General features: G+C 71.2%; 25 protein-coding genes. 14 read left to right on the top strand and 11 right to left on the bottom strand.

What is annotated here, in order from left to right; genetic code table 11:
• Nucleotides 1-7: 7 nt before the first annotated feature.
• The 6 genes from frdD to ctaD are packed head-to-tail and all read right to left on the bottom strand — an operon-like array spanning nt 8 to nt 5,161.
• Complete coding sequence (gene frdD / locus ACWDX9_RS16675) at nt 8-349, bottom strand: fumarate reductase subunit FrdD (protein ID WP_449954335.1); 342 nt, start codon at nt 347-349, stop codon at nt 8-10.
• Nucleotides 346-729 carry a hypothetical protein gene (locus ACWDX9_RS16670; protein WP_449954333.1) on the bottom strand — a complete coding sequence of 128 codons (384 nt, stop codon included), beginning with the start codon at nt 727-729 and terminating at the stop codon, nt 346-348. The genes frdD and ACWDX9_RS16670 overlap by 4 nt, the downstream gene beginning before the upstream one ends.
• Nucleotides 726-1,460 carry a succinate dehydrogenase iron-sulfur subunit gene (gene sdhB / locus ACWDX9_RS16665; RefSeq protein ID WP_449954330.1) on the bottom strand — a complete coding sequence of 245 codons (735 nt, stop codon included), beginning with the start codon at nt 1,458-1,460 and terminating at the stop codon, nt 726-728. Before sdhB ends, ACWDX9_RS16670 begins: the two co-directional genes overlap by 4 nt.
• The gene (gene frdA / locus ACWDX9_RS16660; protein ID WP_449954328.1) at nt 1,453-3,186 is read right to left on the bottom strand and encodes a fumarate reductase (quinol) flavoprotein subunit; all 1,734 of its coding nucleotides are present in this window, start codon (nt 3,184-3,186) and stop codon (nt 1,453-1,455) included. The genes sdhB and frdA overlap by 8 nt, the downstream gene beginning before the upstream one ends.
• A gap of 4 nt (nt 3,187-3,190) precedes the next feature.
• Nucleotides 3,191-3,424, bottom strand: coding sequence for a hypothetical protein (locus ACWDX9_RS16655; RefSeq protein ID WP_350722223.1), 234 nt, complete (start codon nt 3,422-3,424; stop codon nt 3,191-3,193).
• 33 nt (nt 3,425-3,457) lie between these two features.
• Nucleotides 3,458-5,161 (bottom strand): aa3-type cytochrome oxidase subunit I, encoded by a 1,704-nt coding sequence (ctaD, locus tag ACWDX9_RS16650; RefSeq protein WP_449954326.1) that lies wholly within the window; start codon nt 5,159-5,161, stop codon nt 3,458-3,460.
• Nucleotides 5,162-5,430: 269 nt separating this feature from the next.
• Between ctaD and ACWDX9_RS16645 the strand changes: the two genes are divergently transcribed.
• Complete coding sequence (locus ACWDX9_RS16645; RefSeq protein WP_449954323.1) at nt 5,431-6,258, top strand: TIGR03619 family F420-dependent LLM class oxidoreductase; 828 nt, start codon at nt 5,431-5,433, stop codon at nt 6,256-6,258.
• A 95-nt stretch (nt 6,259-6,353) separates the two neighbouring features.
• Nucleotides 6,354-7,559 (top strand): aminotransferase class I/II-fold pyridoxal phosphate-dependent enzyme, encoded by a 1,206-nt coding sequence (locus ACWDX9_RS16640; RefSeq protein WP_449954320.1) that lies wholly within the window; start codon nt 6,354-6,356, stop codon nt 7,557-7,559.
• A gap of 1 nt (nt 7,560) precedes the next feature.
• Here ACWDX9_RS16640 and ACWDX9_RS16635 read toward each other — a convergent pair whose 3' ends face one another.
• On the bottom strand, nt 7,561-8,130 hold the full coding sequence (locus ACWDX9_RS16635; RefSeq protein ID WP_350722230.1) for a hypothetical protein: 570 nt from the start codon (nt 8,128-8,130) through the stop codon (nt 7,561-7,563).
• Between the two features lie 100 nt (nt 8,131-8,230).
• Between ACWDX9_RS16635 and ACWDX9_RS16630 the strand changes: the two genes are divergently transcribed.
• From ACWDX9_RS16630 to ACWDX9_RS16600, 7 genes are all read left to right on the top strand, one after another.
• Complete coding sequence (locus ACWDX9_RS16630; protein WP_449954317.1) at nt 8,231-9,592, top strand: FAD-binding oxidoreductase; 1,362 nt, start codon at nt 8,231-8,233, stop codon at nt 9,590-9,592.
• A gap of 205 nt (nt 9,593-9,797) precedes the next feature.
• Nucleotides 9,798-12,164, top strand: coding sequence for a protein kinase domain-containing protein (locus ACWDX9_RS16625; protein ID WP_449954314.1), 2,367 nt, complete (start codon nt 9,798-9,800; stop codon nt 12,162-12,164).
• A gap of 66 nt (nt 12,165-12,230) precedes the next feature.
• The gene (locus ACWDX9_RS16620) at nt 12,231-12,869 is read left to right on the top strand and encodes a TetR/AcrR family transcriptional regulator (RefSeq protein WP_449891345.1); all 639 of its coding nucleotides are present in this window, start codon (nt 12,231-12,233) and stop codon (nt 12,867-12,869) included.
• A 53-nt stretch (nt 12,870-12,922) separates the two neighbouring features.
• Entirely contained in the window at nt 12,923-14,455 is a 1,533-nt protein-coding gene (locus ACWDX9_RS16615; RefSeq protein ID WP_449954347.1) for an acyl-CoA carboxylase subunit beta, read from the top strand.
• The gene (locus tag ACWDX9_RS16610) at nt 14,452-16,326 is read left to right on the top strand and encodes an ATP-binding protein (protein WP_449954311.1); all 1,875 of its coding nucleotides are present in this window, start codon (nt 14,452-14,454) and stop codon (nt 16,324-16,326) included. Before ACWDX9_RS16615 ends, ACWDX9_RS16610 begins: the two co-directional genes overlap by 4 nt.
• Nucleotides 16,323-17,084, top strand: coding sequence for an enoyl-CoA hydratase-related protein (locus ACWDX9_RS16605; protein ID WP_449954308.1), 762 nt, complete (start codon nt 16,323-16,325; stop codon nt 17,082-17,084). The genes ACWDX9_RS16610 and ACWDX9_RS16605 overlap by 4 nt, the downstream gene beginning before the upstream one ends.
• A complete protein-coding gene (locus ACWDX9_RS16600; RefSeq protein WP_449954306.1) occupies nt 17,081-19,060 on the top strand; it encodes an acyclic terpene utilization AtuA family protein in 1,980 nt (659 codons plus the stop codon). The genes ACWDX9_RS16605 and ACWDX9_RS16600 overlap by 4 nt, the downstream gene beginning before the upstream one ends.
• Here the strand turns inward: ACWDX9_RS16600 and ACWDX9_RS16595 are convergent.
• The gene (locus tag ACWDX9_RS16595) at nt 19,049-19,921 is read right to left on the bottom strand and encodes an ROK family protein (protein ID WP_449954303.1); all 873 of its coding nucleotides are present in this window, start codon (nt 19,919-19,921) and stop codon (nt 19,049-19,051) included. The genes ACWDX9_RS16600 and ACWDX9_RS16595 overlap by 12 nt on opposite strands.
• A 27-nt stretch (nt 19,922-19,948) precedes the next feature.
• On the opposite strand from ACWDX9_RS16595, the gene ACWDX9_RS16590 reads away from it, so the two are divergent.
• From ACWDX9_RS16590 to ACWDX9_RS16570, 5 genes are all read left to right on the top strand, one after another.
• On the top strand, nt 19,949-20,755 hold the full coding sequence (locus tag ACWDX9_RS16590) for a GNAT family N-acetyltransferase (protein ID WP_449954300.1): 807 nt from the start codon (nt 19,949-19,951) through the stop codon (nt 20,753-20,755).
• A gap of 99 nt (nt 20,756-20,854) precedes the next feature.
• On the top strand, nt 20,855-21,868 hold the full coding sequence (locus ACWDX9_RS16585) for a phosphotransferase family protein (RefSeq protein WP_449954297.1): 1,014 nt from the start codon (nt 20,855-20,857) through the stop codon (nt 21,866-21,868).
• A gap of 80 nt (nt 21,869-21,948) precedes the next feature.
• Nucleotides 21,949-22,209, top strand: coding sequence for a hypothetical protein (locus ACWDX9_RS16580; protein ID WP_449954294.1), 261 nt, complete (start codon nt 21,949-21,951; stop codon nt 22,207-22,209).
• 57 nt (nt 22,210-22,266) lie between these two features.
• Nucleotides 22,267-23,118 carry a helix-turn-helix domain-containing protein gene (locus tag ACWDX9_RS16575; protein WP_192786284.1) on the top strand — a complete coding sequence of 284 codons (852 nt, stop codon included), beginning with the start codon at nt 22,267-22,269 and terminating at the stop codon, nt 23,116-23,118.
• Nucleotides 23,119-23,187: 69 nt separating this feature from the next.
• On the top strand, nt 23,188-23,454 hold the full coding sequence (locus tag ACWDX9_RS16570) for a hypothetical protein (RefSeq protein ID WP_192786285.1): 267 nt from the start codon (nt 23,188-23,190) through the stop codon (nt 23,452-23,454).
• 351 nt (nt 23,455-23,805) lie between these two features.
• On the opposite strand, the gene ACWDX9_RS16565 is transcribed toward ACWDX9_RS16570, so the two are convergent.
• The 3 genes from ACWDX9_RS16565 to ACWDX9_RS16555 are packed head-to-tail and all read right to left on the bottom strand — an operon-like array spanning nt 23,806 to nt 26,575.
• Nucleotides 23,806-24,771 (bottom strand): ABC transporter substrate-binding protein, encoded by a 966-nt coding sequence (locus ACWDX9_RS16565; protein WP_449954290.1) that lies wholly within the window; start codon nt 24,769-24,771, stop codon nt 23,806-23,808.
• A 14-nt stretch (nt 24,772-24,785) separates the two neighbouring features.
• On the bottom strand, nt 24,786-25,733 hold the full coding sequence (locus ACWDX9_RS16560; protein ID WP_449954287.1) for an ABC transporter permease: 948 nt from the start codon (nt 25,731-25,733) through the stop codon (nt 24,786-24,788).
• Entirely contained in the window at nt 25,730-26,575 is an 846-nt protein-coding gene (locus ACWDX9_RS16555) for an ATP-binding cassette domain-containing protein (protein ID WP_449954284.1), read from the bottom strand. The genes ACWDX9_RS16560 and ACWDX9_RS16555 overlap by 4 nt, the downstream gene beginning before the upstream one ends.
• Between the last annotated feature and the right edge of the window lie 37 nt (nt 26,576-26,612).

The following is a 26,612-nucleotide window of genomic DNA, read 5'->3' as shown; positions in this document are numbered from 1 at the left end:
TAAGGAATCAGAACAATACGAGCCCCGCCACGATCCCGCCCGCGACGGCGCCCCCGTAACAGATCACCGCGATGACCAGGTCGAACCTGGCGATGCCGAGCACCTCCTCGCTGGTGAACCTGATCCGGTGCGCGGCGTGGAAGAGGCACAGCACGGCGACCCCGAGCAGCGCGAGCCGTACCAGCACGGGGTCGAGCAGCGCGCGCAGCTGCTCGGGGGCGGGCCAGTCGACCACGCCGAGCGGCATGAGCACCCCGAAGAGCAGCACGAGCACCGGCAGCACGAGCGCCGCCACCACTCCCCCGCCGCTGAAGAGCAGCCACAGGTACGGCTCCAGGGTGCGTCTCATGGCGACCTCAGGACGAAGTAGGCGATCAGGAGGGAGATCGCCACCCAGGCCGAGTGGTTGCCGCCCTGGATCATCCAGGCGGGCACCCGCCAGCCGTCCAGGCGGACGACCGTGGCCTTGGGGGCGAGGTTGAGGAACGTGATCGTGTGGAAGACGGTCGCGGCCAGCGCGAGCACGTTGATCGCGATCATCCACGGCCGGGCGGCCAGCGCGGCGAACTCCTGGAGGGCGCCGCCGCGCACCGCGTCGGCGAACATCAGCACGAAGACGATCGACCAGGCCACGAAGACGCTGGTCAGCTCGCGCAGCACGAACACCGCGCAGTGGCGGGTGCGGACGAACCAGAGGTTGTCGCGCGGCGGGCGGTAGGCGGTCGTCATCGCCTGCTCCACGGCAGGACCGAACGCAGGGCGGCGGTCAGCTTGTAGCGCTGGATGGCCTCGGCCGGGTCCACGTGCTTGGGGCAGACCCGCGTGCACTCGCCGACGAACGTGCACCCCCAGACGGCGTCCTCCTGGTTGAGCACGTCGAACCGGTCGCCCATGTCGCGCGAGTCCAGGTTGTAGCGCTGGGCGAGCGCGATGGCGGCCGGGCCGAGGAAGTCGGGGTCGAGCACGTAGACGGGGCAGGCCGAGTAGCAGAGCAGGCAGTTGATGCACATGCTGTACTGCTTGTACGCCTCCAGCTGCTCGGGCGTCTGGGCGTACTCGGCGGTCAGCGGCAGCTCCTCACCCTCCCTGACCAGCCAGGGCCGCACGGACGACAGCTTGGCCAGGAACCCGTCGATGTCCACGACCAGGTCCCTGATGACCGGGAAGCCCTTCAGCGGCTCGATCCTGATCGGGCCCGCGCCGAACTCGGTGAGGAAGGTGCCGCAGGTCAGCCTGGGCTCGCCGTTGACGGTCATGCCGCACGAGCCGCACACGCCCATCCGGCACGACCAGCGGTACGACAGGCTGCCGTCGAGCTGGTCCTTGATGTGGTTGAGGCCGTCGAGGACCGCCCAGTCGGCCATGAGCGGCACGTCGTACCCCTGGAACACCGGCTCCTCGTCCTCGCCGGGCCGGTACCGGGCCACCTCGACCCTGATCGTCGCCGTCCCATCAGTCACGTCCGTACACCCTTTCTCCCGGAGGCCAGCGGGTGATCGTCACGGGGAGCAGCCCGACGGACGGGGTGCCGTCGGGTGCGCGGTGCACCAGGGAGTGCGCGAGGTAGGCGGCGTCGTCCCTGGCCGGGAAGTCGGTGCGCTGGTGCGCGCCGCGCGACTCCTGCCGGTTCAGCGCGCAGGCCACGATGGTCTGCGCGACCTCCAGCATGGTGTGCAGCTCCTGAAGGTTGATCAGCTCGGTGTTGAACGCGGTGCTCGTGTCGTCGATGCGGACCTCCTCGGCGCGCTCGCGCAGCTCCGCGAGCGTGTCGACGGCCTTGGTGAGCACGTCGCCCGTGCGGTAGATGCCGGCGGCCCCTTCCAGGGTGTGCTGCATCTCCTCGCGCAGGTCGGCGATCCGCTCACCGGTGCTGCTGCCCTCCCGGACGCGTTCCAACCGGCGCCGCTCGTCGTCCCCCTGGCTCCGCACGGCGGCCGGCTCGCCGTCCCGGTGCGACCTGGCGAACTCGGCGGCGGCGATCCCGGCCCGGCGGCCGAAGACCAGGCACTCGGGCAGCGAGTTGGAGCCGAGCCGGTTGGCGCCGTTGATGCTCACGCAGGCGGTCTCCCCGGCCGCGAACAGCCCGGCGACGGGGGTGGCGCCGTCGATGTCGGTGTGGACGCCGCCCATCATGTAGTGCACGACCGGGCGCACCGGGATGAGGTCGGTGGCCGGGTCGAGGTTCTGGTAGCTGCGGCACAGCTCGCGTACGAACGGGATGCGGGCGTCGATCTTGCTCTCGCCCAGATGGCGCAGGTCCAGGTAGACGACCGGGCCGTACGGGGTGTCCACCGTGCGGCCCTTCCGCTGCTCGTGCACGAACGCCTGGGAGAGGCGGTCGCGCGGGCCCAGCTCCATGCTGCGCAGCTTCGGGGTGGGCGTGGGCTTGCCGAGGTCGTAGTCCTGCAGGTAGCGGTAGCCGTCCTTGTTGATCAGCCAGCCGCCCTCGGCCCTGGCCGCCTCGGTGATGAGGATGCCGGTGAACGGCAGGCCCGTGGGGTGGTACTGGACGAACTCCATGTCCTTCAGCGGCGCCCCCGCCCGGTAGGCCAGGGCCATGCCGTCGCCGGTCTTGATGGCGGCGTTCGTGGTGAAGGGGAAGACGCGGCCGCAGCCGCCGGTGGCCAGGATGACGGTCCTGGCGGCGATGGTCTCGATGCGGCCGGTCCTGATCTCGACGGCCACGACGCCGTGGACGCGGCCGTCGTCGACGACGAGCTTGGTGACGTACCACTCGTCGTACCGCAACACGTCCTGATATTTCAGGGTTGTTTGGAACAAGGTGTGCAAGAGGTGGAAGCCCGTTTTGTCGGCCGCGTACCAGGTGCGCATCTTCTTCATGCCGCCGAACGGGCGGACCGCCACACGCCCGTCGCTCTCCCGGCTCCAGGGGCAGCCCCAGTGCTCGAGCTGGATCAGCTCCTCGGGCGCCTCGGCCACGAACGCCTCGACGGCGTCCTGGTCGCACAGCCAGTCACCGCCGGAGATCGTGTCGTAGCAGTGCTCGTCGAGCGTGTCGCCGACGCCGATCACCCCGGCGGCGCCGCCCTCGGCGGAGACGGTGTGGCTGCGCATCGGATAGACCTTCGAGACGACCGCCACCTTCAGGGACGGGTCACTCTCGGCGACCGCGACGGCCGCCCGCAGGCCCGCTCCGCCTCCTCCGACGATGAGCACGTCGATCATTACGTCACTTCCCGTGGTCGGGTTGTATCGGGTCCTTCACCCGTTTGCCGTCGTGCCGGATGGCGGACAGGTGGATGCTGCCGTCGTGGTACTCGTGCCGGATCCGGCGGCAGCCGCAGTCGAAGAACTGGTCACGGATCACCAGGCCGTAGCCGTCGTCGTCGACGAGGCGCTCACCGCCGGACTTCTTCCCGCAGGGGGCCGTCTCGGGCGTGAAGGGGATTCGCGTGCCTGACATCGCCGATCTCCCTAGATAGGCGAAATTTCATGATCAGTCGGGATTCTCCGGGCGAGGCTCGGCCTCGGAGGCTTCGTCGTGCTCAACTACTGAGGGCAGCTCCGCCTGCTCGCGGGGGTAGTGCAGGTCGAAGGCGGGCCGTTCGGAGCGGATCGGGGGCATGCTGACGAAGTTGTGGCGCGGCGGCGGGCAGCTGGTGGCCCATTCGAGGGAGCCGCCGTACCCCCACGGGTCGTCGAGGGTGACCTTGGGCGCGTACCTGGCCGTCTTCCAGACGTTGTAGAGGAACGGCAGCGTCGAGGCCCCGAGCAGGAACGCCCCGGCGGAGGAGAACTCGTTGAGCGCGGTGAAGCCGTCGCCCGGGCTGTAGTCGGCGTACCGGCGGGGCATGCCGAGCATGCCGAGCCAGTGCTGCACCAGGAACGTGGTGTGGAAGCCGATGAACAGCGTCCAGAAGTGCACCTTGCCGAGGCGGTCGTCGAGCATCCGGCCGGTCATCTTCGGCCACCAGAAGTAGAAGCCGGAGAACATCGCGAACACGACCGTGCCGAAGACGACGTAATGGAAGTGCGCGACCACGAAGTACGTGTCGCTGATGTGGAAGTCGAGCGGCGGCGAGGCCAGGATGACCCCGGTGAGCCCGCCGAGCAGGAAGGTCACCAGGAACCCGACGGCGAAGAGCATCGGCGTCTCGAAGCTCAGATGGCCCCGCCACATCGTGCCGATCCAGTTGAAGAACTTCACCCCGGTCGGCACCGCGATGAGGAACGTCATGAGCGAGAAGAACGGCAGCAGCACCTGGCCGGTCGGGAACATGTGGTGGGCCCACACGGTCATCGACAGCCCGGCGATGGTGATCGTCGCGCCGACGAGCCCCAGGTAGCCGAACAGCGGCTTGCGGCTGAAGACCGGGATCACCTCGGAGATGATCCCGAAGAACGGCAGCGCGATGATGTAGACCTCGGGGTGGCCGAAGAACCAGAACAGATGCTGCCAGAGCAGCGCGCCGCCGTTCTCGCTGTGGAAGACCTGCGTGCCCAGCTTGCGGTCCGACTCCAGCACCAGCAGCGCCGCGGCCAGCACGGGGAACGCCATCAGCACCATCATGCTGGTCAGCAGCACGGTCCAGGTGAACAGCGGCACCCGGAACATGGTCATGCCGGGCGCCCGCATGCCGATGATCGTGGTGATGAAGTTGACCGAGCCGAGGATCGTACCGAGACCCGACAGCGCCAGGCCCATGATCCACAGATCGCCGCCGATCTGCGGCGAGTACAGCGCCGTCGACAGCGGCGTGTAGGCGAACCACCCGAAGTCCGCCGCCCCGCCCGGGGTGAAGAACCCGGCCACCACCATCAGCCCGCCGAACAGGAACATCCAGTACGCGACCGCGTTCAGCCGGGGGAAGGCCACGTCGGGCGCGCCGACCTGCAGCGGCATGACCACGTTCGCGAACCCCGCGAACAGCGGGGTGGCGAACAGCAGCAGCATCACCGTGCCGTGGATGGTGAACAGCTGGTTGTACTGCTGCTGGTTGACCAGCTGCATGCCGGGGGAGACGAGCTCGGCCCTGATGACCATGGCCATGAGGCCGGCCACGAGGAAGAACCCGAACGAGGTGATCAGGTAGAGGTACCCGATGACCTTGTGGTCGGTCGTCGACAGCCAGGAGGCGAGGACGGTCCCGGTGCGGCGGCGCCTGACCTGCTCGATCGAGGTCTCGCGAACAGTCGTCACGGCTGCTCCCTCCAGTGCGGAGTGCTACCTGCGACGGACCGCTGGACGCCGCCCACCTCAGGCGCGATTCGGCTACCTGCGGCGGACCGCCGGACGCGGCCCACCATGGCCTGCCCCGATCTACCCATTCCACGCCAAGCGGCGCCGCTCGGGAAGACGTTCTTTGACATTCGCACCGGAAGGTTTGACATGCGGGCGCGGCATGCGACCCATGCGTGATCGTCGCTGGTGGATCGCTTGGATCCGGCCTAGCGTTTCCAGGCGTGCCCATGACGCTCGGATTTCACATGCCCAACGGCTACGCCGGCGCCGACCGGCGCGGCGCGGCCAGGATCGCCGCGCTGGCGGAGGAGCTGGGCTACGACTCGCTGTGGACGGCCGACCACGTGGTCCTGCCCAGCCCGCGGGTCGAGCCCTCGCCGCTCGAACCCGGCGCGCCGCTGCTGGACGCCGTGGTCTCGCTGGCGTTCCTGGCCGCGCACACCGAGCGGATCCTGCTGGCCACCGGCTGCGTGGTGCTGCCCCAGCGCGACCCGCTGGTGCTGGCCAAGCAGCTGGCGAGCGTGGACGTGCTCAGCGGCGGACGGCTGGTGTTCGGGGCCGTGGCCGGCTACCTGGAGCCGGAGTTGCGCGCGCTCGGCGTGCCCCTGGAGGGCCGCGGCGAGCGCACGGCCGAGTACCTGCGGGCGATGCGCGCGCTGTGGGAGCAGGACGAGCCCGCCTTCCACGGCCGATATGTCTCGTTCGAGGGTGTCGACGCCCACCCGCGCCCGCTCGGACGCGTGCCGGTCGTCATGGGCGGCCACACGCGCGCCGCGCACCGGCGGGCCGCCGAGCTGGCCGACGGCTGGTATGGCTGGATGCTGGGCCTGCGGGCGGCGGCGGCCCAGATCGAGTCCGTACGCGCCGAGGCCGCGGCGGCGGGCACCACCCCGCACATCTCGGTCACCCCGGCCCGCCCCCTCGACCCCGGGACCGTGCGCGCCTACGCGGACGCGGGGGTGGACCGGCTCATCCTGGCCCACCGCCCCGGGCTGTCCCTGGCGGAGGCAGAGGACTTCCTGCGCCGCAACGCCCCCGGCCGCCTCCTCGCCTGACGCGCCACATGTCCCACATTGCGGATATCCGCGGGCTCACCGGGTGAGGTCTTCTATCCTTCGTAACCGGACCCGACTTCGGAGGAGAAGATCCCGTGACTGCTCAGGCTGACTACGCCGCCCTCGTCCAGCGAGGGCTCTCGCTCGACCTCACCAGGGGCAAGCCGTCGCCGCGCCAGCTCGATCTCTCCAACGACCTGCTCAAGCTGCCCACGTCCTACCGGGCGGCCGACGGCACCGACGGCCGCAACTACGGCAACCTGCAGGGCCTGACCGAGCTGCGCGAGCTGTTCGCGCCGCTGGTCCAGGTGCCCGCCGGCCAGCTGGTCGTCGGCGGCAACTCCAGCCTGGCCCTGATGCACGACACGATCGTGCACGCGCTGCTGACCAGGGTGCCGGGCGCCGCGCGGCGGTGGGTGGAGGAGCCGGAGGTCACGTTCCTGTGCCCGGTCCCCGGATACGACCGGCACTTCACGATCACCGAGCGGTTCGGGATCAAGATGGTGCCCGTCCCGATGAACGCCGAGGGCCCCGACATGGACGTGGTCGAGCGCCTGGTGGCCGCCGACGCGAGCGTCAAGGGCATCTGGTGCGTGCCGAAGTACAGCAACCCGTCCGGCGTCACCTACAGCGACGAGACGGTCCGCAGGCTGGCCGCCATGCCGGCCGCCGCGCCCGACTTCCGGATCTTCTGGGACAACGCCTACGCGGTGCACCACCTCACCGACACCCCGGACGAGCTGGCCGACCTGCTCACGCTCGCCGCCGAGCACGGCGACGCCGACCGCGTGTTCGTCTACGCCTCCACCTCCAAGGTGACGCTGGCGGGCTCCGGCGTGTCCTTCTTCGGCTCCTCGCCCGCGAACGTCGAGTGGTTCCTGCACAACACGGGCAAGCAGTCCATCGGCCCCGACAAGCTCAACCAGCTCCGCCACGTCGAGTTCCTGGGCGACCCGGCGGGCGTGGCCGCGCACATGCGGCGGCACGCGGAGCTGATCGGGCCGAAGTTCGAGCTGGTCGACAAGGTGCTGACCGAGCGGCTCGGCGGCCTCGGCGCCTGGACGAGCCCCGCGGGCGGCTACTTCATCAGCCTGGAGGTGCCGCACGCCGCCGAGGTGGTGGCCAGGGCCAAGGCCGCGGGCATCGCGCTGACGCCCGCGGGCGCGACGCACCCGTACGGCAAGGACGCCGCCGACCGCACGATCCGGATCGCCCCGACCTTCCCCGGGCTGGACGAGCTGGAGCAGGCCATCGAGGGCCTGGCCGTCTGCGCCCGCGCGGCGGCGGAGGAGCTGGGCTGAGCTAGCGGCCGTTCCTGAAGCCGAAGATGTACTCGCGCGTCTCGCTCGGATGGAACGAGACGCCGACCCCCGGCTCGAACACGACGTTGTCGCGCGCGCAGTAATAGAGGCCCTCCCACACGGCCAGGGCCTTCTCCCTGGCCGGGGCCTCGAGGGTGTCGCGCTTCCTGGCGCCGTACGAGCCGAGCACGTTCAGCAGCCCGAGCCCCCAGAACAGGCCGGTCAGGCAGAACGGGGCGAGCAGCACCTCGCCCCACTTGGGGTCCTGGCCCATGGCGATCACCAGCGACACGACCAGGTGCACCAGAGCCGCCACCAGCAGCAGGAGATAGCCCTGGTTCCTGGCCCACGGGGTGTAGTGGCGGCTGGGGAACGACAGCCAGACCGCGAGCTGCGTTCGGCTCATGACGTGTTTCGAGGCGCCCAGCGCCGCCGCCGTGGGCAGGTCGGCGACCTCGCGCACGCCGGGCAGCCGCACTCTGCCGATCTTGTACGTGGTCCCGGAGGCCACCGCTCCGGGGACCGCGGCGACCTGGTCGGTCTCCGAACACACCGGGCACCTGACTTCCACCTGGGCAGTTTGGCCTTAAGTAACGACCTGCGCAAACCGGGAGGCGGAGCGTGTCCGGCCGGACCCTCCGGCCGAGTGATTTCGACCTAAAGTGCATGGTGTGAAGCCGATTGATGCGTTGGTGAGCTCTCTGCCCGAAGGTCGCGTCCTGACCGACCCGGATGTGATCGATTCCTACGCCCGCGACCGGACGTTCGTGGCGCCGGGCAAGCCGCTCGGCGTGGTGCTGGCCGCCTCGCGCGACGACGTGGTCACGACGATGAGGTGGGCCACCGAGCACCGGGTGCCCGTGGTGCCGCGGGGCGGCGGCTCGGGCCTGGCGGGCGCCGCCGTCGCCGGTGACGGCTCGATCGTGCTCTCGCTCGCCAGGATGAACGCGATCAGGGAGCTCTCCCCCGCCGACGAGATCGCCGTCGTCGAGCCCGGCGTCATCACCGCCGACCTGGACAGGGCCGCCAGGGAGCACGGGCTCATGTACGCGCCGGACCCCTCGTCGTACGAGATCTCCACGATCGGCGGCAACCTGGCCACGAACGCGGGCGGGCTGCGGTGCGTGAAGTACGGCGTGACCAGGGACTCGGCGCTCGGGCTCGAGGTGGTGCTGGCCGACGGCCGCGTGATCGGCACCGGCCGGCGCACGATGAAGGGCGTCACGGGCTACGACCTGACCGGCCTGTTCGTCGGCTCCGAGGGCACGCTCGGCGTCATCACCGCGGCCACGGTCCGGCTCAGGCGGGCGCCCACAGCGCCGCCGGCCACGTTCGCGGCGGAGTTCGGCTCGCTCCGGGACGCGGGCGCCGCGGTCTCGGCGATCATGGCGGCGGGCTGCCAGCCGTCCCTCATGGAGCTGATCGACCGCGCCTCGCTGGAGGCCCTCGACGACTGGCTCAACATCGGGCTCGAACCGGACACGCAGGCCACGCTGATCGGCCAGTCCGACGCCACCGACAGCCAGGCCATGGTCGAGCGCATGGAGCGGCTGTGCCTGGAGAACGGCGCCTCGTTCGTGGCCGTGTCCTCCAGCCCGCAGGAGGCCGAGGAGCTGATCAAGCTGCGCCGGCTGGACTACCAGGCCAAGGAGCGGCTCGGGGCGTGCCTGGTGGAGGACGTGTGCGTGCCCCGGTCCCTGCTGCCTGACATGATCACCGCCATCGAGGAGACGTCCGCACGGCACGGGGTGAAGATCCTCACGGTGGCGCACGCCGGCGACGGGAACCTGCACCCGGTCTTCATCTTCGACCGCGGCATGCCGGAGCCGCCGGCGGAGGTGTGGGCGGCGGCGGACGAGGTGTTCACGCGCGCGCTGGAGCTCGGGGGCACGCTGACCGGGGAGCACGGGGTGGGCCTGCTGAAGCGGCGCTGGCTCGACCTGGAGTCGGGGCCGGTGGTCACCGAGGTCCAGCAGGGCATCAAGGCGGTCTTCGACCCCCTGGGCATCCTCAACCCGGGCAAGGCGATCTAGCTCTGGCCTGGAGAATCTCGGACTGTGGGCACCTTGACCAAGCCGTGACATTGGGGCCGGAAGCCCGTCCGACCTGCGACGACGGGCTTACAGCGGCCTGACTTTCTTCGTCAAAACATGAAACTTCTGATAGGTCCGGCAGACGTCCCAACCATCACGCTGGTAGCGTTTTGCCCCATCTAATGGGTTGTAATGGGGGTCCGACGTGAATCAGTTCCAGCCGTTGGCGGCGGACGACCCGCGGCGGCTGGGGGCGTATGAAATCGTCGCCCGGCTCGGCGAGGGCGGCCAGGGCGTTGTCTATCTGGGTAAGAGTGACTCCGGGGAGCAGGTAGCGGTCAAGCTGCTGCACAACGCCCTGGTGGCCGACGCCGACGCCAGGACGAGGTTCCTGCGCGAGGTGGCGGTGGCACAGCGGGTGGCCAGATTCTGCACCGCTCCAGTGCTCCACGCCGACCTGGACGGCAGCCGTCCGTACATCGTGAGCGAGTACGTCCCGGGGCCGTCGCTGCGTGAGATGGTCATCAACGAGGGGCCGCGGCGGGGTGCGGCCCTCGAACGGCTCGCGATCAGCACGGCCACCGCACTCGCGGCCATCCACCGCGCCGGCATCCTGCACCGCGACTTCAAGCCCGCCAACGTCCTGATGGGGCCCGAGGGTCCCGTCGTGATCGACTTCGGCATCGCCCGCGCCCTGGACTCGCCCGGCGCGACGGCCACGGGGATGGCCATGGGCACGCCCTCGTACCTGGCGCCCGAGCAGCTCAGCGGGGCCGCGGTGTCGGAGGCGGCCGACGTGTTCGCCTGGGGCGTCACGATGGTGTTCGCGGCGACGGGCAAGCCCGCCTTCGGCGCCGACTCCATTCCCGTGGTGATGAACCGGATCCTCAACGAGGAGCCGGAGCTCGGGCGGATGGAGGGCATGCTCGGGGAGCTGGTCGGCCTCTGCCTCTCCAAGGACCCCGCGCAGCGGCCCAGCGCGGACGAGCTCATCGTCCGCCTCACCGGCCAGCCGGCCCCGAAGTCCGCCATCGAGCCGGTGACGGGCCAGCAGCTGATCGGCGGCGCCGCCGCCGCGGCCGGTGCGGGCGTGGAGGGTGGCGCCCCTGCGGCGAAGGGCCAGGACGTCTACCCGGGCCCCTGGACCCAGCCCACCGGCCCCGTCCCGCCCGTCCCGCAGACGGGCCCGTACGGCCGCCCCACCGCGGCCGCCGCCCAGGCCGCGTCCCCCATGCCGGGCAACCAGCCCCAGGGCACCCCGCAGCCTGGGACACCTGGCATGTCGGGAACGCCCGGTGGCGGTCCGGGGACCCCCGGTGCGCCTCAGCCCGGCATGCCCGCCGGGCCCGCCGGCTCCCAGCCCGGTATGCCTGCCGGACCCGCCGGCTCCCAGCCTGGGATACCCGCCGGGCCGGTCGGCTCCCAGCCCGGAGTGCCCGGCAACGCCACGCCAGGGGCACCGGTGCCGGGCAACGGCCCGCAGGCGCCTCACGGTGGCCCTCAAGCGCCTCAGGGCGGCCCGCAGGGTCCGGGCGCGCCCGGAATGCCACCGCAGCACGGTGCGGGCTCCCCCGGGATGCCGCCGCACGGCCCCGGCACGCCTCAGGGCCAGTCGCCCTTCCAGGGGGGAACGCCGGGCGGACCGGGCAGGCCCGGAACGCAGGGCGGTCCCACCCGTCCCGGCGGCCCGTCGGGCCCCGGTGACAGCGCGCCCGCGAAGCAGCGCCGCACGCTGACGCTCGCCCTGTCCGGAGCCGCGGCCGCCGCCCTCCTCGTGGTCGTCGGCGCCGTGGTGGTGCAGGCCAACACCAAGGAAGTCCCGGTGGTGGCCGTCGGCAACTCCTCCAACAAGACCAGCGGCGACGGCTCCGGCGGCGGCCAGCCCGTCGACCCGCCGCCCGGCGACCAGACCCCGGTGCCGCTGCCCACGGACACCTCGGTGTCGGTGCCCACCCTGAGCATCGATCCGACGGAGAGCAACAAGGCCAAGCACACCAAGCAGCCGGAACCCATCGCCGAGGTCCCGAACCCGGTCACCCAGGCACCCCAGCCCCAGACCACGACGAATCGGCCGCACCCCACGCCCAAGCCGTCCGAGACCAAGACGAAGAAGAAGTCGTCCAACATGGTCGACCCCGTGGTGGAGCCGACGCTGAGCGACTCGACCGGCGAGCCGTCCTCCGGCCCGACGAGCAACATCCCCTCCACCGCCAAGCCGGGCAAGACGTACACCCCGCGCAAGCCGAACCCGTACAAGGCGACGAGCGTGTGCGGCTCCGGCTACAAGGTCATCGACTCGCGCTCCATCGCCAGCGGCAACGCCACCGTCTACCTCCTGTACAACTCCGCCGCGGGCAAGAACTGCGTGGTCACGATGTCGCGCATGCTGTTCCCGGAGAAGGCGCAGATGAACGCCATCCTCCAGGTGAAGGGCGGCTCCAGCGCCAGCAACCCGGGCAACTTCACCGCCTACGCCGGCCCGATCCGTCTGCCCGGAAAGCAGAAGTGCGTGATCTGGGGCGGTTCGTGGGGCGGCCAGACGTGGAAGTCCGGCTGGAGCCACTGCACCTGACCTGACGACGACATCCGCTGAAAAGGGCCCCTTGTACGGGGCCCTTTTTGCGTTAGCGTAGTTGACGTGATCGTCAGGTCTTCGGTGCCGACGTCCAGGGGCAGGCGGACGCGGGCCGCGCTCCTGCAGGCTGGGCGGGAGGCGTTCGAGGAGCACGGGTACGACGCCGTGCGGATCGACGACGTGTGCGGGCGGGCCCGGGTGTCCCATGGCACGTTCTACACCTACTTCGACTCCAAGGAAGCGCTGTTCGGCGAGGTCGCGGCGGCGGTGGTCGGGGAGATGTTCGCGGCCAGCGTGGTCGGCGCGGCGGCGGACCCGGACGACCCGTACGCCCGGATCGAGGCGGCCAACCGGCTCTACCTGCGGGCCTGGGCGGCGAACTCGCGGCTGGTGCGGATGGTGGAGCAGGCGGCCACGTCCGAGGAGAGGTTCGGGCGGTTGCTGCTCGAACTGCGGGAGGTGTTCGTGCGGCGGGGCGCGGAGGGGTTGAAGCGGCTGCAGGAGCAGGGGCTGGCCGATCCGGAGCTGGATCCGCGGCTGACCGCCGTCATGCTGGGCGGGATGGTGGAGCACTTCGCCCACGTGTGGCTGGATCTCGGGGAGCGGGCCGACGAGCAGGTGGCGGTCGATCACCTGACACGGTTGTGGGCCAGGGCGATCGGGTTGACGGGAACGTCAGGTTTGCGGGAGGAGGGCGCGTGATCAGGAGCAGGCTCGACACCGAGGGCGACGACTACCGCGAGCGCCGGGAGGCCATGCTCGCCAAGCTGGGCGAGCTCGACGCCGAGCACGCCAAGGCGGTGGCCGGGGGCGGCGAGAAGTACGTCGAACGGCACCGCAGGCGCGGCAAGCTCCTGGCCAGGGAGCGGATCGAGCTGCTGATCGACCCCGACTCGCCCTTCCTGGAGCTGTCGCCGCTGGCCGCCTGGGGCAGCGAGTTCCCGGTCGGGGCCGGAATGGTGTCGGGGATCGGGGTGATCGAGGGCGTCGAGTGCGTGATCACCGCGAACGACCCCACGGTCCGCGGCGGCGCGTCGAACCCGTGGACGCTGAAGAAGTCCCTCCGGGCGGCCGACATCGCGCTGCGCAACAGGCTCCCGCACGTGAACCTGGTCGAGAGCGGCGGCGCGGACCTGCCGACGCAGAAGGAGATCTTCATCCCGGGTGGCCAGATATTTCGTGACCTGACCCGGTTGTCGGCGGCGGGCGTTCCGACCATTGCGCTGGTGTTCGGGAACTCCACGGCAGGCGGCGCGTACGTGCCCGGCATGAGCGACTACGTGGTGATGGTGCGGGAACGAGCGAAAGTGTTCCTGGGCGGCCCGCCCCTCGTGAAGATGGCCACCGGGGAGGAGTCGGACGACGAGTCCCTGGGCGGGGCCGAGATGCACGCCAGGACCAGCGGCCTCGCCGACTACCTGGCACAGGACGAGCACGACGCGCTGCGGACCGGGCGGCGGATCGTCCGTTCCCTCAACTGGCGCAAGCAGGGCATGAGCCCGCAGGCGGCGCGAGAGCCCAGATATCCGGCCGAAGAGCTGCTGGGCATCGTCCCCGAGGACCTGAAGGTGCCGTTCGACCCCCGCGAGGTGATCGCGCGCGTGGTGGACGGGAGCGAGTTCGAGGAGTTCAAGCCGCTGTACGGCGCCTCCCTCGTGACCGGCTGGGCGCGCGTCCACGGCTACCCGGTGGGCGTGCTGGCCAACGCGCGCGGCGTGCTGTTCAGCGAGGAGTCGCAGAAGGCCACCCAGTTCATCCAGCTCGCGAACCAGTCGCGCACTCCGCTCCTGTTCCTCCAGAACACGACCGGTTACATGGTCGGCAAGGACTACGAGCAGGGTGGCATCATCAAGCACGGCGCCATGATGATCAACGCGGTGTCCAACTCGACCGTCCCCCACCTCACCGTCGTCATGGGCGCCTCGTACGGGGCGGGCAACTACGGCATGTGCGGGCGCGCGTACGAGCCCCGCTTCCTGTTCAGCTGGCCGAGCGCCAAGTCGGCGGTGATGGGCCCGGCGCAGCTCGCCGGGGTGCTGTCCATCGTGGGCCGCGCGTCCGCGCAGGCCAAGGGGCAGGTGTACGACGAGGAGGCCGACGCGGCGATGCGCGCGATGGTGGAGGCCCAGATCGAGGCGGAGTCGCTGCCGTTCTTCCTGTCGGGCCGCCTGTACGACGACGGGGTCATCGACCCGCGCGACACCCGTACCGTCCTGGGCCTGTGCCTGTCGGCCGTCAACAGCGCGCCGGTGCCCGAACCGGCGGGATTCGGGGTGTTCCGGCCATGATCACCCGCCTGCTCGTCGCGAACCGGGGCGAGATCGCCCGCCGCGTCTTCCGCACCTGCGGGTCGCTCGGCATCTCGACGGTCGCCGTCTTCTCCGACCCCGACGCGGACGCGCCGCACGTGGCCGAGGCCGACCTGGCCGTACGGCTGCCGGGCGCCCGCCCGTCCGATACGTACCTGAACATCGGCCGCATCCTGGACGCCTGCCGCGCCTCCGGTGCGGACGCCGTGCACCCCGGATACGGCTTCCTGTCCGAGAACGCGGAGTTCGCGCGGGCGGTCCTGGACGCCGGGCTGGTGTGGGCCGGGCCGCCGCCCGAGGCCATCGCGGCCATGGGGACCAAGGTCGAGGCGAAGCGGCTGATGGCGGAGGCGGGGGTGCCCGTGCTCCCCTCGCTCGACCCGGAGGCGCCCGGGGAGTTCCCGGTCCTGGTCAAGGCGTCGGCCGGTGGGGGCGGGCGCGGCATGCGGATCGTCCGCGAGGCCGGGGAGCTGGCGCGGGAGGTCGAGTCCGCGCGGCGGGAGTCGGCGTCGGCGTTCGGCGACGGGACCGTGTTCGTGGAGCCGCTGCTGGAGAACGCCCGGCACGTCGAGGTGCAGGTGCTGGCCGACCGGCACGGCACGGTGTGGACGCTGGGCGAGCGCGAGTGCAGCGTGCAGCGGCGGCACCAGAAGGTCGTCGAGGAGTGCCCGTCGCCGGGGATCTCGGCCGAGCTGCGGGAGCGGCTGTGCGAGGCGGCGGTCAGGGCCGCGCGGAAGATCGGCTATGTCGGGGCCGGGACCGTGGAGTTCCTGGTCAAGGGGGATCGGGTGGCGTTCCTGGAGATGAACACCCGGCTCCAGGTCGAGCATCCGGTCACCGAGCTGGTCTACGGGGTCGATCTGGTGCGGCTGCAGCTCGAGGTGGCCGAGGGGGCCGCCCTGCCGGTGACGCCGCCCGAGCCTGCCGGGCATGCCGTGGAGGTGCGGCTTTATGCGGAGGACGGGGACTATCTGCCGCAGAGCGGGGTGTTGCGGCGGTTCGAGGTCGCCGGGGAGGTGCGGGTGGATTCGGGGGTGGAGTCCGGGTCGGTGATCTCGCCGTTCTACGACCCGATGCTGGCGAAGGTGATCGGGTACGGGCGGGTACGAGCGGAGGCGGTGCGGAAGCTGGTCACGGCGCTCCGGCGGGCGAAGCTCCACGGGGTCGCGACAAATCGCGATTTACTGGTAAAAATCCTGACAAGTCAGGCTTTCGGGGCAGGCGACACCCACACCGGCTTCCTCGCCCCCGGCGGCCCTCTCGACGGCAGCTCCCCGGACGGGCCCGGCGAGCTCCCGGTGCTGGCCGCCGCCCTCGCCATGGCCGCCGAGAACCGCCGCCGGGCGACCGTGCTGACCGGCCTCCCGAGCGGCTGGCGCAACGTGCGCTCCCAGCCCCGCCGGGCCCGCTTCGAGGAGGCCGAGGTCGTCTACGACCCGCTCTCCCCGGGCGTCACCGTGATCAGCGCGGAGCCGTACGAGGTGATCCTGGAACGCGACGGCGTCCGGCACACCTTCGAGGTGGCCCGCTATGACGAGGACGGCAGGGTCTACGTCGACCACGTCGGCGGGTGCGCCGAGCTGACCCCGCTCCCCCGCCTCCCCGAGCCGGTCGAGCACGTCGCGCCCGGCTCCCTGCTGGCCCCCATGCCGGGCAGCGTGCTCCGGGTCGAGGTGGAGCCCGGCGACCGGGTGACGAAGGGGCAGCCGGTGCTGGTGCTCGAGGCGATGAAGATGGAGCATCGGATCGCGGCGCCGTCCGACGGCGTGGTGTCGGACGTACACGTCGAAAAGGGCCGGCAGGTCGAAGCGGGCGCGGTGCTGGCGATCATCCAGGAGGAGACTGCATGACGAGCCTGGTGCACAAGGACCTGGCGGCGGGCGTCGCGACCGTCACGCTGGACTCGCCGCCCAACCGCAATGCCCTGTCCGTACGGCTCCTCGCCGACCTGTCCGACCGGCTCCACTGGGCGCTGGACGAGCCGGAGGCCAGGGTGATCGTGCTGACCGGCACCGGGAACGTGTTCTGCTCGGGCGCCGACCTCAAGGAGCAGAAGGCCTCGGGCGCGGCGGTGACGGCGTCGTTCCCCGACGTCCTCACGCTGATCTGGGAGAGCCCGAAGCCGGTCATCTGCCGGCTGAACGGCACGGCGCGGGCGGGCGGCCTGGGCCTGGTGGCGGCCTGCGACTTCGCGATCGCGCCGCTGACGGCGTCCTTCGCCTTCTCCGAGGTACGGCTCGGCGTCGTACCCGCCATGATCTCGGTGCCGGTGCTGCGCCGGGTCGAGCCCCGGGCGGCGGCCGAGTACTTCCTGACCGGCGAGGTGTTCGACGCGGCCCGGGCGGCGGAGATCGGGCTGCTCTCGCGGGCCGTCCCGGAGGACGAGCTGGACGCGACGGTCGCGCACTACGCCGAACTGCTGATCAAGGGCGGCCCCGAGGCGCTGGCCATCGCGAAGCGGATGGTGCGGGAGGTGCCCGCGCTGTCGTTCGAGGAGGGGCTGCGGCGGATGACCGAACTGTCGGCCGAGCGCTTCACCTCGGAGGAGGGGCAGGAGGGCATCGCGGCGTTCAGGGAGAAGCGGCCGCCCAGGTGGGCCGCCCGATGACGCTGCGGATCGCGAACTGCAGCGGCTTCTACGGCGACCGCCTCTCGGCCGCCCGGGAGATGGTCGAGGGCGGGCCGATCGACGTGCTCACCGGCGACTGGCTGGCCGAGCTGACCATGCTCATCCTCGCCGGGAACCGCCTCAAGGGCCGCCCCGGGTACGCGCCGACATTCCTCCGGCAAATGGAGGATGTCCTGGGCCCTTGTCTCGATAAATCCATCAAAATCGTGACGAACGCCGGCGGCCTGGACCCGGCCGGCTGCGCGGAGGCCGTACACGACCTGGCCACCCGCCTCGGCCTCTCCCCCACGATCGCCCACATCACGGGCGACGACCTCACCGGCCGCCCCCTGGACCTGACCAACGCCGACACCGGCGAACCCCTCACCGCGACCCCCCTGACCGCGAACGCCTATCTCGGCGGCCGCCCCATCGCCACCGCCCTCGCGGCGGGCGCGGACGTGGTGGTGACCGGCCGCGTGACGGACGCCGCCCTGGTGACCGGCCCCGGCATCTGGCGGTACGGGTGGGGGCCGGGCGACCTGGACCAGCTGGCCGGCTCGGTGGTGGCGGGACACGTCATCGAGTGCGGGTGCCAGGCGACCGGCGGGAACTACGCGTTCTTCCAGGACGTACCGGACCTGGCGCACTGCGGCTTCCCCATCGCCGAGCTGAACGCGGACGGCTCCGCCGTGATCACCAAGCACCCCGGCACCGGCGGGCTGGTCTCGGCCGGCACGGTCACGGCGCAGCTCGTGTACGAGCTCGGGGGCCCGCGCTACCTGGGGCCTGACGCGGTGGCCCGCTTCGACACGATCACCCTCACGGACGACGGGCCCGACCGCGTCCTGATCTCGGGCGTCCGGGGCGAGCCGCCACCCGACACCCTCAAGGTGGCCGTCAACTACCTGGCGGGCTACCGCAACACGATGACCCTGGTCCTGACGGGCCTGGACGTGGAGGCCAAGGCCCGGGCCGCCCAGGACGCCCTCTGGGCCCGCGTTCCCCGGGACTCGTTCGACCGGGTGGACGTGGAGCTGACGGACTCGGGCCTGCTGCGGATCACCGTCATGGACGCCGACGAACGCCGGGCGGGACGCGCGTTCTCCTCCGCCGTGGTGGAGACGGGGCTCGCCAGCTACCCGGGCTTCTACGCCCTCACCCCACCGGGCAACGCCACGCCGTACGGGGTCTACTGGCCCGTCCTCGTCCCCGCCTCGGAGGTCCACCCCCGGATCTTCCTCAACGGCAACGAGCTCCCTCCCACCACCCCCGACACGCCAGAAGCCGGGCCCGCGACGGGGAGCGGCGGTCAGCGGCTCCGGCCTCCAGACGCGACGGAGACGGTCGGCGCGACGCGCGCGACGGAGACTGCGAGCGAAGCGGACACGGTGAGCGCAGCGGGCGACGCAGCCGAAGCCACCACCCCGCACCCCGCACCGGCCCTCCTCTCAGCGCCGGGTCGGCGGGACGCGGCACCACGCGGCCCGGCGCCTACGAACGGTGGCCAAGGGGCCGAGAGCGCCACCGGAAACGACGGGCAAGAGGCCGGGAGCGACGGGCAGGAGCTCGGGCCCTCCCGCGCCAAGGAGGCGTCGGTGGTCGGGCCCCAGACGGCCGGGCAGGCGTCGGTGGTCGGGCCTCAGGTGCGGGTGCCGTTGGGGCGGATTGCCGGGGCGCGGTCCGGGGACAAGGGCGGGAACGCGAACCTGGGCGTCTGGACCGACACCCGGGAACGGTACGACTGGCTGGCCGCCCACCTCACCCCCGACACCCTCCAACGCCTCCTCCCAGCCCTCGCCCCGCACCGCGTCGACCGCTACGAGCTCCCCAACATCAAGGCGCTCAACTTCGTCATCCACGGCCTCCTCGGCAGGGGCGTGGCCGCGAGTCCGAGGATGGACCCGCAGGCGAAGGCGTTGGGTGAGGAGCTGCGGGCGAAGGAGGTGGACATACCTCCGCACCTACGCGATTGATCGCCAGCCCAGCAACCCGGCCCCGAGGAGCCCGGCGCGTACGCCGAGGGACGACGCCACCACCTCCGGCGCCCGCCGGAAGGCCAGCCGCCCCGCCAGCCGTTCCCGCAGCGGCACCAGCAGCGCGTCCCCCGCCAGCGAGACCCCGCCCCCGATTACGATGCGCGCCGGGTCGAGCACCAGGGTGTACGTGGCCAGCGCCAGGGCGAGCGTGTCCACGGCCGACGACCACACCTCCGCCGCCCGCTCGTCCCCCTCGGCGGCCAGGCGCACCACGTCCGCGGAGGTGCCCGAGCCGTAGCGTGCCGCGATGGCCCCGCCCGACGCGTACGCGGCCAGGCATCCCCGCTGCCCGCACCCGCACGCCAGACCGTCGGGCCGGACCGGGATGTGACCGATCTGCCCGGCGAAGCCCCCGGCGCCCCCGTACAGCGAGCCCGACAGGACGACCGCGCCCGCGATACCCGTACCGATGGGGAGGAACAGGACGTCGTCCCCGCCCGCCCCGTAGGCCAGCTCGGCTTCCCCGGCCGAGCGGACGTCGTGCCCGAGCGCCACTGGCAGGTCCACGTCCGCGAACGACGAGGCGGGCACGTCCCGCCACCCGAAGGCCGCGGAGTAGACGGCATGGGTGGGCGTGACCAGCCCCGGCACCGCCAGCCCCACGGCGAGTGGGCGGCGACCGGCGCGGGGCCGCGCGAGGTCGGCGACGAAGGCGGAGATCGCCGCGATCACCTGGTCGGCGCCGCGAGGCGTCGCACGTCGCTCGAAATGCAGAATTGTCCCGTCACGGGCGACAAATCCGCCTTTGAAGGTGGTACCGCCGACATCGACCGCAACGACGTAATCCAATCGTGCCATCGTGCCATCGTCCCCTAGGGTGCAACCATGACCATCCGCCGACTCACCCAAGAGGACCTCGACGACTGCGCCCGCCTGGCCAAGGACCGCGACTGGCCCCAAGAGCGCCACAAGTGGGGCCTCCTGCTCGAGGTCGGCGAGGCGTACGGCATCGACGCCCCCGACGGCGACGGTCTGGCCGCCACGAACGTCCTGACCTGCTACGGCGACGACCACGCCGTGATCAGCATGGTCCTCACCGCGTCCAGGTACGCCAGGCAGGGGCTGGCCCGCCGGCTCATGGAGCACGTGATGGAGCGGGCCGGCGGCCGTACGGTCTCCCTCTTCGCCACCGACAACGGCCGCCCCCTGTACGAGCAGATGGGGTTCCGGGCCGTCGGCGGGGTCGTCAAGCACACGGGCGTGTTCGCGGGCGAGCCGTCGGGCCGGACCCGTCCGGCCGCTGAGGCCGATCTGGACGGGATCGTGAAGCTGGACGCGGAGCTGTTCGGGACGGACAGGTCGGCGCTGCTGCGGCGGATGTTCGACTTCGGCGAGCGGGTACGGATCGCGGACGGCGGCTTCGGCCACTGCTGGCGCAACGACGACAACACCGTGATCGGCCCGGTCGTGGCGCGGGACGAGGAGACCGCGCGGGCGCTGATCGCGGACCTGGCGCTGGACGTGGGCGGCGAGGTGCGCATGGACCTGGACGAGGCGATGGACGGCCTGGTCGCATGGGCGGTCGCGCACGGCATGGGCCACCCGTGGCGGACCGCGAGGATGGTGCACGGCGGCGACCTGCCGGGCGAGCGCGCCTGCCAGTTCCTGCCGTTCATGCAGGCGCTGGGCTGACCGCACGGCGCCAGGCGACGGGAGAGCGTCGGGTTGACCGGGTGTGCGGGGCTCTCGTAGGGTCGGGCGGCCAGAATATGATTCTGCCGAAGGGCGGTCATGACCTCCACCCACATCGACGTCAGCGCCATCGACTTCGCCGCGCTCGGCACGTGGATGGACGCCCAGGGCCTGCCCGGCGGCCCGATCACGGGCGTCGCGCCGGTCCTGGGCGGCACGCAGAACGTCATGGTCCGCTTCGAGCGCGGCGGCCGCCCGTACATCCTGCGCCGTCCTCCCCTGCACGCCCGCAGCAGGAGCAACGAGGTGCTGCGCCGCGAGGCGCGGGTGCTGGCGGCGCTGCGCGGCACGCCCGTGCCCGCGCCCAGGCTGGTGGCCGCGCAGACCGAGCGGGAGCCGGTGTTCTACCTGATGGAGCCGATCGACGGGTTCAACCCCTCGACGGGCCTGCCGGAGCCGCACGCCTCCGACGCCGCGATCAGGCACCGCATGGGGCTGGAGGCCGCGGCCGCGCTGGCCGAGCTGGGGCGGGTCGATCCGGGGGTGCTGCCGGGGTTCGGCAGGCCGGAGGGGTTCCTGGAGCGGCAGGTGCCGCGCTGGCTCAAGGAGCTCGATTCGTACGGCGAGCTGGACGGCTATCCGGGCCCCGACATTCCGGGTCTGCCCGAGACGGCCGACTGGCTGGCGCGCAACCTGCCCCGGACGTTCACCCCGGGGATCATGCACGGCGACTACCACTTCGCGAACCTGATGTTCGCCTGCGACGGCCCCCGCGTGGCCGCGATCGTGGACTGGGAGATGAGCACGATCGGCGACCCGCTGCTCGACCTCGGCTGGCTGCTGGCCACCTGGCCCAGCAACAACGGCCACGTCCCCGGGCTGCCGGAGCCGCGCGAGCTCATCGAGTACTACGCGGCGCTGTCGGAGCGCGACCTGTCGGCCGTCGGCTGGTACGCGGTGATGGCCTGCTTCAAGCTCGGCATCGTCCTGGAGGGCTCGCACGCGCGGGCGTTCGCGGGAAAGGCACCAAAGGACATAGGGGACGTACTACACGAAACCACCCTGCAACTGTTCGAACGAGCACATCAGTTTATGGACGGCGTTCTCGGCTGATTTCCGGAAAAATGATCACTTCTTAATCCTCGAGTCGTACAATTGCGCGCAATTGCACCTGTTATCGGGGAAGGATCGTCATGCGAATGCGGTTCCTCGGCTCCACCTCGGAGGCGGGCGCCTGTCCCACCCTGTACGAGACCGACCGCGGCACCATCGTCGTGCAAGGTCTGCAAGTCACCGACCCGGAGGCGCTCGCGGACCTCCGTGACGTGCTCGACGGCGAGGCCGCGGTCGAGGTTCCGCGCGAGCTCATCACCGAAATCGCCCGCCGGGTCCTCCCCGACGGCCCGGCAACCGCTTTCCCGACCAGCGGAGGAACACCCTCGGCCACCGCTTGATCACAATTGCGAGTGACACTGGCATGATCCACGCAAGCAGGGCTAGCCTCTTGCGGCGTGACGTCGTTTCAGCAGGCGCGCATCGACCTCGGCGGCCAGTTACGACAGCTGCGCGAAGCCGCGCACCTGTCGGGCAAGGAGCTGGCCCAGCGGCTGGGCTGGCAGCCGTCCAAGGTCTCCCGCCTGGAGAACGCCCGGCAGACCGCCACGGAGGATGACGTGGTCGTGTGGGCGCAGGCCGTACGCGCCTCGCCCGACACGACCGACGAGCTCATCAGGCAGGCCATCGCGCTGCTCGAACGGCACGACGACTGGAAGCAGCGCCACCGCAGCGGCCTGGCCGCCCTCCAGGAGGACATCCGCGACCTGGAGGCGCGCACGAAGCTGTTCCGCGTGTTCGAGCCCGGCATCATCGTGGGCCTGCTGCAGACCTCCGAATACGCCAGGCACGTCTTCCGCAAGGTCAAGCGCCTCTACAGCGCGGCCGACCAGATCGACGCGGCGGTGCGGGTGCGGATGCAGCGCCAGGAGATCCTGTACGACCGGACGCGCACGTTCAGGTTCGTGGTGACGGAGGCGGCACTGCGCACCGCCCTCGCCCCGCCCGAGGTGATGCGCGGCCAGCTCGACCGATTACTCGCCGTCAGCACGCTGCCGAACGTCGAGTTCGGCGTGATCCCGTTCAGCACGGAGCTGCCGTCGAGCCCGATCAACGGCTTCTGGATCTACAACGAGGCCATGGTCGGGGTGGAAACCATGACGAAGGACCTGATCCTTCGTGATCCCGATGACATCGGCTTCTACGTCCGGGCCTTCGATGACTATGCGAAGGTGGCGGAGTTCGACGAACCCGGGCGGGAGGTCATCATCGGAATTCTTCACGATTACCGCAAACAAACATCACATTAACCGCAGCAATTGCTTGCCTCCCCACCCAAGATCGTGCAATTCTGTCGCGAGACGTTGCGGAGGTGACGCATGATGCTTGATACCGCGCTCTGCCTCGAGCGATTCGCCTGGCACGCAGGTCGTCACGCTGACCTGACCATCCAGAGCCTCGCCCTGTCGAGCGACCCGGCCTACGTGTCGGTCCGCAATCGTTTCTCGGCCACGCTGACGGAGACGGTGACGTGCTCGGACGAGGGCGCGTACATCACCTCGTGGGGCTACCGCCTGGGCACCGCCGAAGACGTCGAGTCCGCCGCCGCCCGCCTCGCCTTCCTCCTCGCCGCCCTCCCCGCCTGACCGTTCCCCCGCTCGGCCCGAAACACGGCTTACGGCCTCCTGCACGGAATTTCGGCCCCACACCCCACACCCACGCTCGCCGACGCACGCCCCAGCCCGCCAGAACGCCCCTCGCGCCGACCGGGCGGGCGAAGGCGGGCAGGAGGGTCGCAGCGCCCCTTTGGACGTCGCTCGGTGCCGCCAGCCCGTCTCCCGGGTACGCGATCGCGGGCGGCGCCACCGTAGTGGCACCGCCCACTCCGAGGGGCGGGGAGCGTCACCACGGCCCTGGCAAGACGGCGGCTCCGGGTCGGCGGCTCAGCGGGCCGCGCCGAGCCGGCAAGCGCGCCGAAGCGATGCGCGCCGAGCCCGTCAGCAGCCGGCCTTGTAGAGGATCTTCCGCACCTCCGGCTGGTCCACGTTCTGCGCGGTGACGATGGTGGCGTCCGTCGGGATCGACGGCGTGACCTGCTGCCCCTTGACCGCCGCGACCGCCTGCTCCACCCCCTTGGCCCCGATGTCCCCGGGCAACTGCGCGATGAGCGCCTGTACGACGCCGTCCTTGAGCTGCTTCACCTGCGCGGGCCCCGCGTCGAAGCCCACCATCTTGACCTGCCCCAGCTTGCCCGCCTGCTGGAGCGCGGACCCGGCGCCGGTGGCGGAGTTGAGGTTCGCGGCGAAGATCCCCGCCAGATCGGGGTCCTTGGCCAGAGCGGCGTTGACGATCTTGGAAGCCTCGCCGACGTCGTTGTGCGAGTACTGCACGCCCAGGTACGTGATCCCGGGGTGCGAAGCCTTGATCTCCTCCTCGAACCCCTTGATGCGGGCGTCCACGGTGCTCACGCCCGGGTCCGTGGAGATGACCAGCGCCTTGCCCTTGTCGCCGATCTGCTCCGCCAGCGCCTTGGCCGCCGCCGCCCCACCCTTGACGTTGTCGGTGCTGATCCTGGACAGGCCGATGCCCGGGTCCTCGACCACCGTGTCCACCAGGATGATCTTGATGCCCTGCTGCTTGGCCTGGGTCAGCGGCGCGATCATGGCCTTGACGTCGGTCGGCGCGATGAGCATGGCGTCCGGCTTGCTCGCCACCACCGAGTTGACGATCGGCGTCTGCAACGTCGGGTCGAACTTCTGCGGCCCCTGGACATCCAGCGCCACGCCCAGCTCCTTGGCCTTGGCCTTCGCCCCGCATGCCATGGTCTCGTAGAACTCCTCGCCCGCCAGCCCCTGCACGAGCGTCACCCTGACCTGGCCGCCGCCTCCGCTCTGCCCGCCCTGCCCGCCGCAGGCGGCGATCGTCAACAGCAGCGTTCCCAGAGCTGCCACAGCCTTGCGCATCGTGGTGCCTCCTCCTACTCGTCCCGGGCCCTGCGCCTCCACTGGTCGACGTAGACGGCGGCGACGAGCACGGCGCCCACCACCACCTGCTGCCAGAACGGCCGCACGCCCAGGATCTGGAAGCCGTTCTGCAGCACGACCGGGATGAACACCCCGATGACCGTCCCGGCCACCGTCCCCACGCCGCCGAACAACGAGGTGCCGCCGATCACCACGGCGGCGATGGCCTGCAGGTTGTCGGTGGAGTGGGCGGACACGCCGGTGATGCCGTACTTGGCGAGCGACAGATGCCCGGCCAGCCCGGCCAGCAGCCCCGCCAGGCCGTACACCTTGATCAGGTGCCGGCGCACGGCCACGCCGCCGCGCCGGGCGGCCTCGGCGTTGGACCCGATCGCGTACGTGTGCCGCCCGAAGCGGGTCCAGGCGAGCATGAGCGCGAGCGCGGCGGTGATGGCGGCGCAGATCCACACGATCAGCGGTACGCCCAGCCAGCGCGCCAGCCCGAGACCGAGGTTCAGGTCCGTGGGGGCGCGCAGATCGACCCCGCCGGTGAGCAGCAGGGCCCCGCCGAGCGACATGCCCAGCGTCCCGAGCGTCACGATCAGCGCGGGGATGCGGCCCAGGGCGATCAGCACGCCGTTCAGCACGCCCCACGCCAGCCCCGTCACCAGGGCGGCCAGGGTGCCGAGCGCGAGCGAGCCGGTGGCGTCCATGACCTCGGCGGCCGCCACGGCCGAGAACACCAGCACCCCGCCCACCGACAGGTCGATCCCCGCCGTGATGATCACGTACGTCATGCCGGTGGCGAGCAGCAGCAGGATGGCCGCGTCGCTGACGAGGTTGAGCAGGTTGAACGAGGTGGGGAACGTGGTGGGCGCCAGGATCGAGAACGCCGCCAGCAGCGCGACCAGCACCAGGCCGATCCACACGACCTGCAGCTCCCCCAGCCGCACCCCCTTCATACGCCGCCCTCCCGCCCGCCCGGACCCGCGCCGTCCCGCCCGTCGAGACCAGGGCCGTCCGGCTCGCCGCCCCCGTCCGGCGCTTCCTCCCGCGCTTCGATCGCGCCGGTCATGGCCCCGACCAGCTCCTCCATCGAGACGCGCGCGGTCTCGAAGCGGGCCACCCGGCGTCCGAGCCGCAGCACCTCCACCCGGTCGGACACCGCCATCACGTCCTGCATGTTGTGGCTGATCAGCACCACGGACACGCCCGAGTCGCGCACGCCGCGGATGAGGTCGAGCACGCGCTGGGTCTGCACGACCCCGAGCGCGGCCGTGGGCTCGTCCATGAACACCACCCGCCGCGCCCACGTCACCGCCCTGGCCACCGCGACGCCCTGCCGCTGCCCGCCGGACAGGCCGGAGACCGGCGCGGTCTGGGACGGGAGCCGCACGCCGAGCCGTTCGCACGCCTCGCGCGCGGCCCGGCGCATGGCGGCGTTGTCCAGTACGCCGAGCAGGCCGAGGAGGCCGGGCCTGAGCAGTTCCCTGCCGAGGAAGAAGTTGGCCGCGGGGCTGAGGTCGGCGCAGAGCGCGAGGTCCTGGTAGACGGTCTCGATCCCGGCGCCCCTGGCCTCCTCGGCGGACCCGAACGCCACCGGCTCGCCGTCGACCTCGACCGTCCCGGCGTCCGGCCGTTCGACGCCCGAGAGGATCTTCGCGAGCGTGGACTTCCCCGCGCCGTTGTCGCCGATCAGCGCGACCACCTCGCCGGGCCGCAGGGTGAAGTCCGCGCCGCGCAGCGCCTCGACGTGGCCGTAGCTCTTCATGATCCCGCGGGCGGCGATCAGTGGTACGGCCATAAGAACATCAAGGAGCCGATTGACATCGTTGTCAAGG

This window comes from Nonomuraea sp. NPDC003201 (assembly GCF_053590415.1).
Note: the sequence above shows the minus strand (reverse complement) of the source record. Positions and strands in the feature narration are given on the sequence as shown.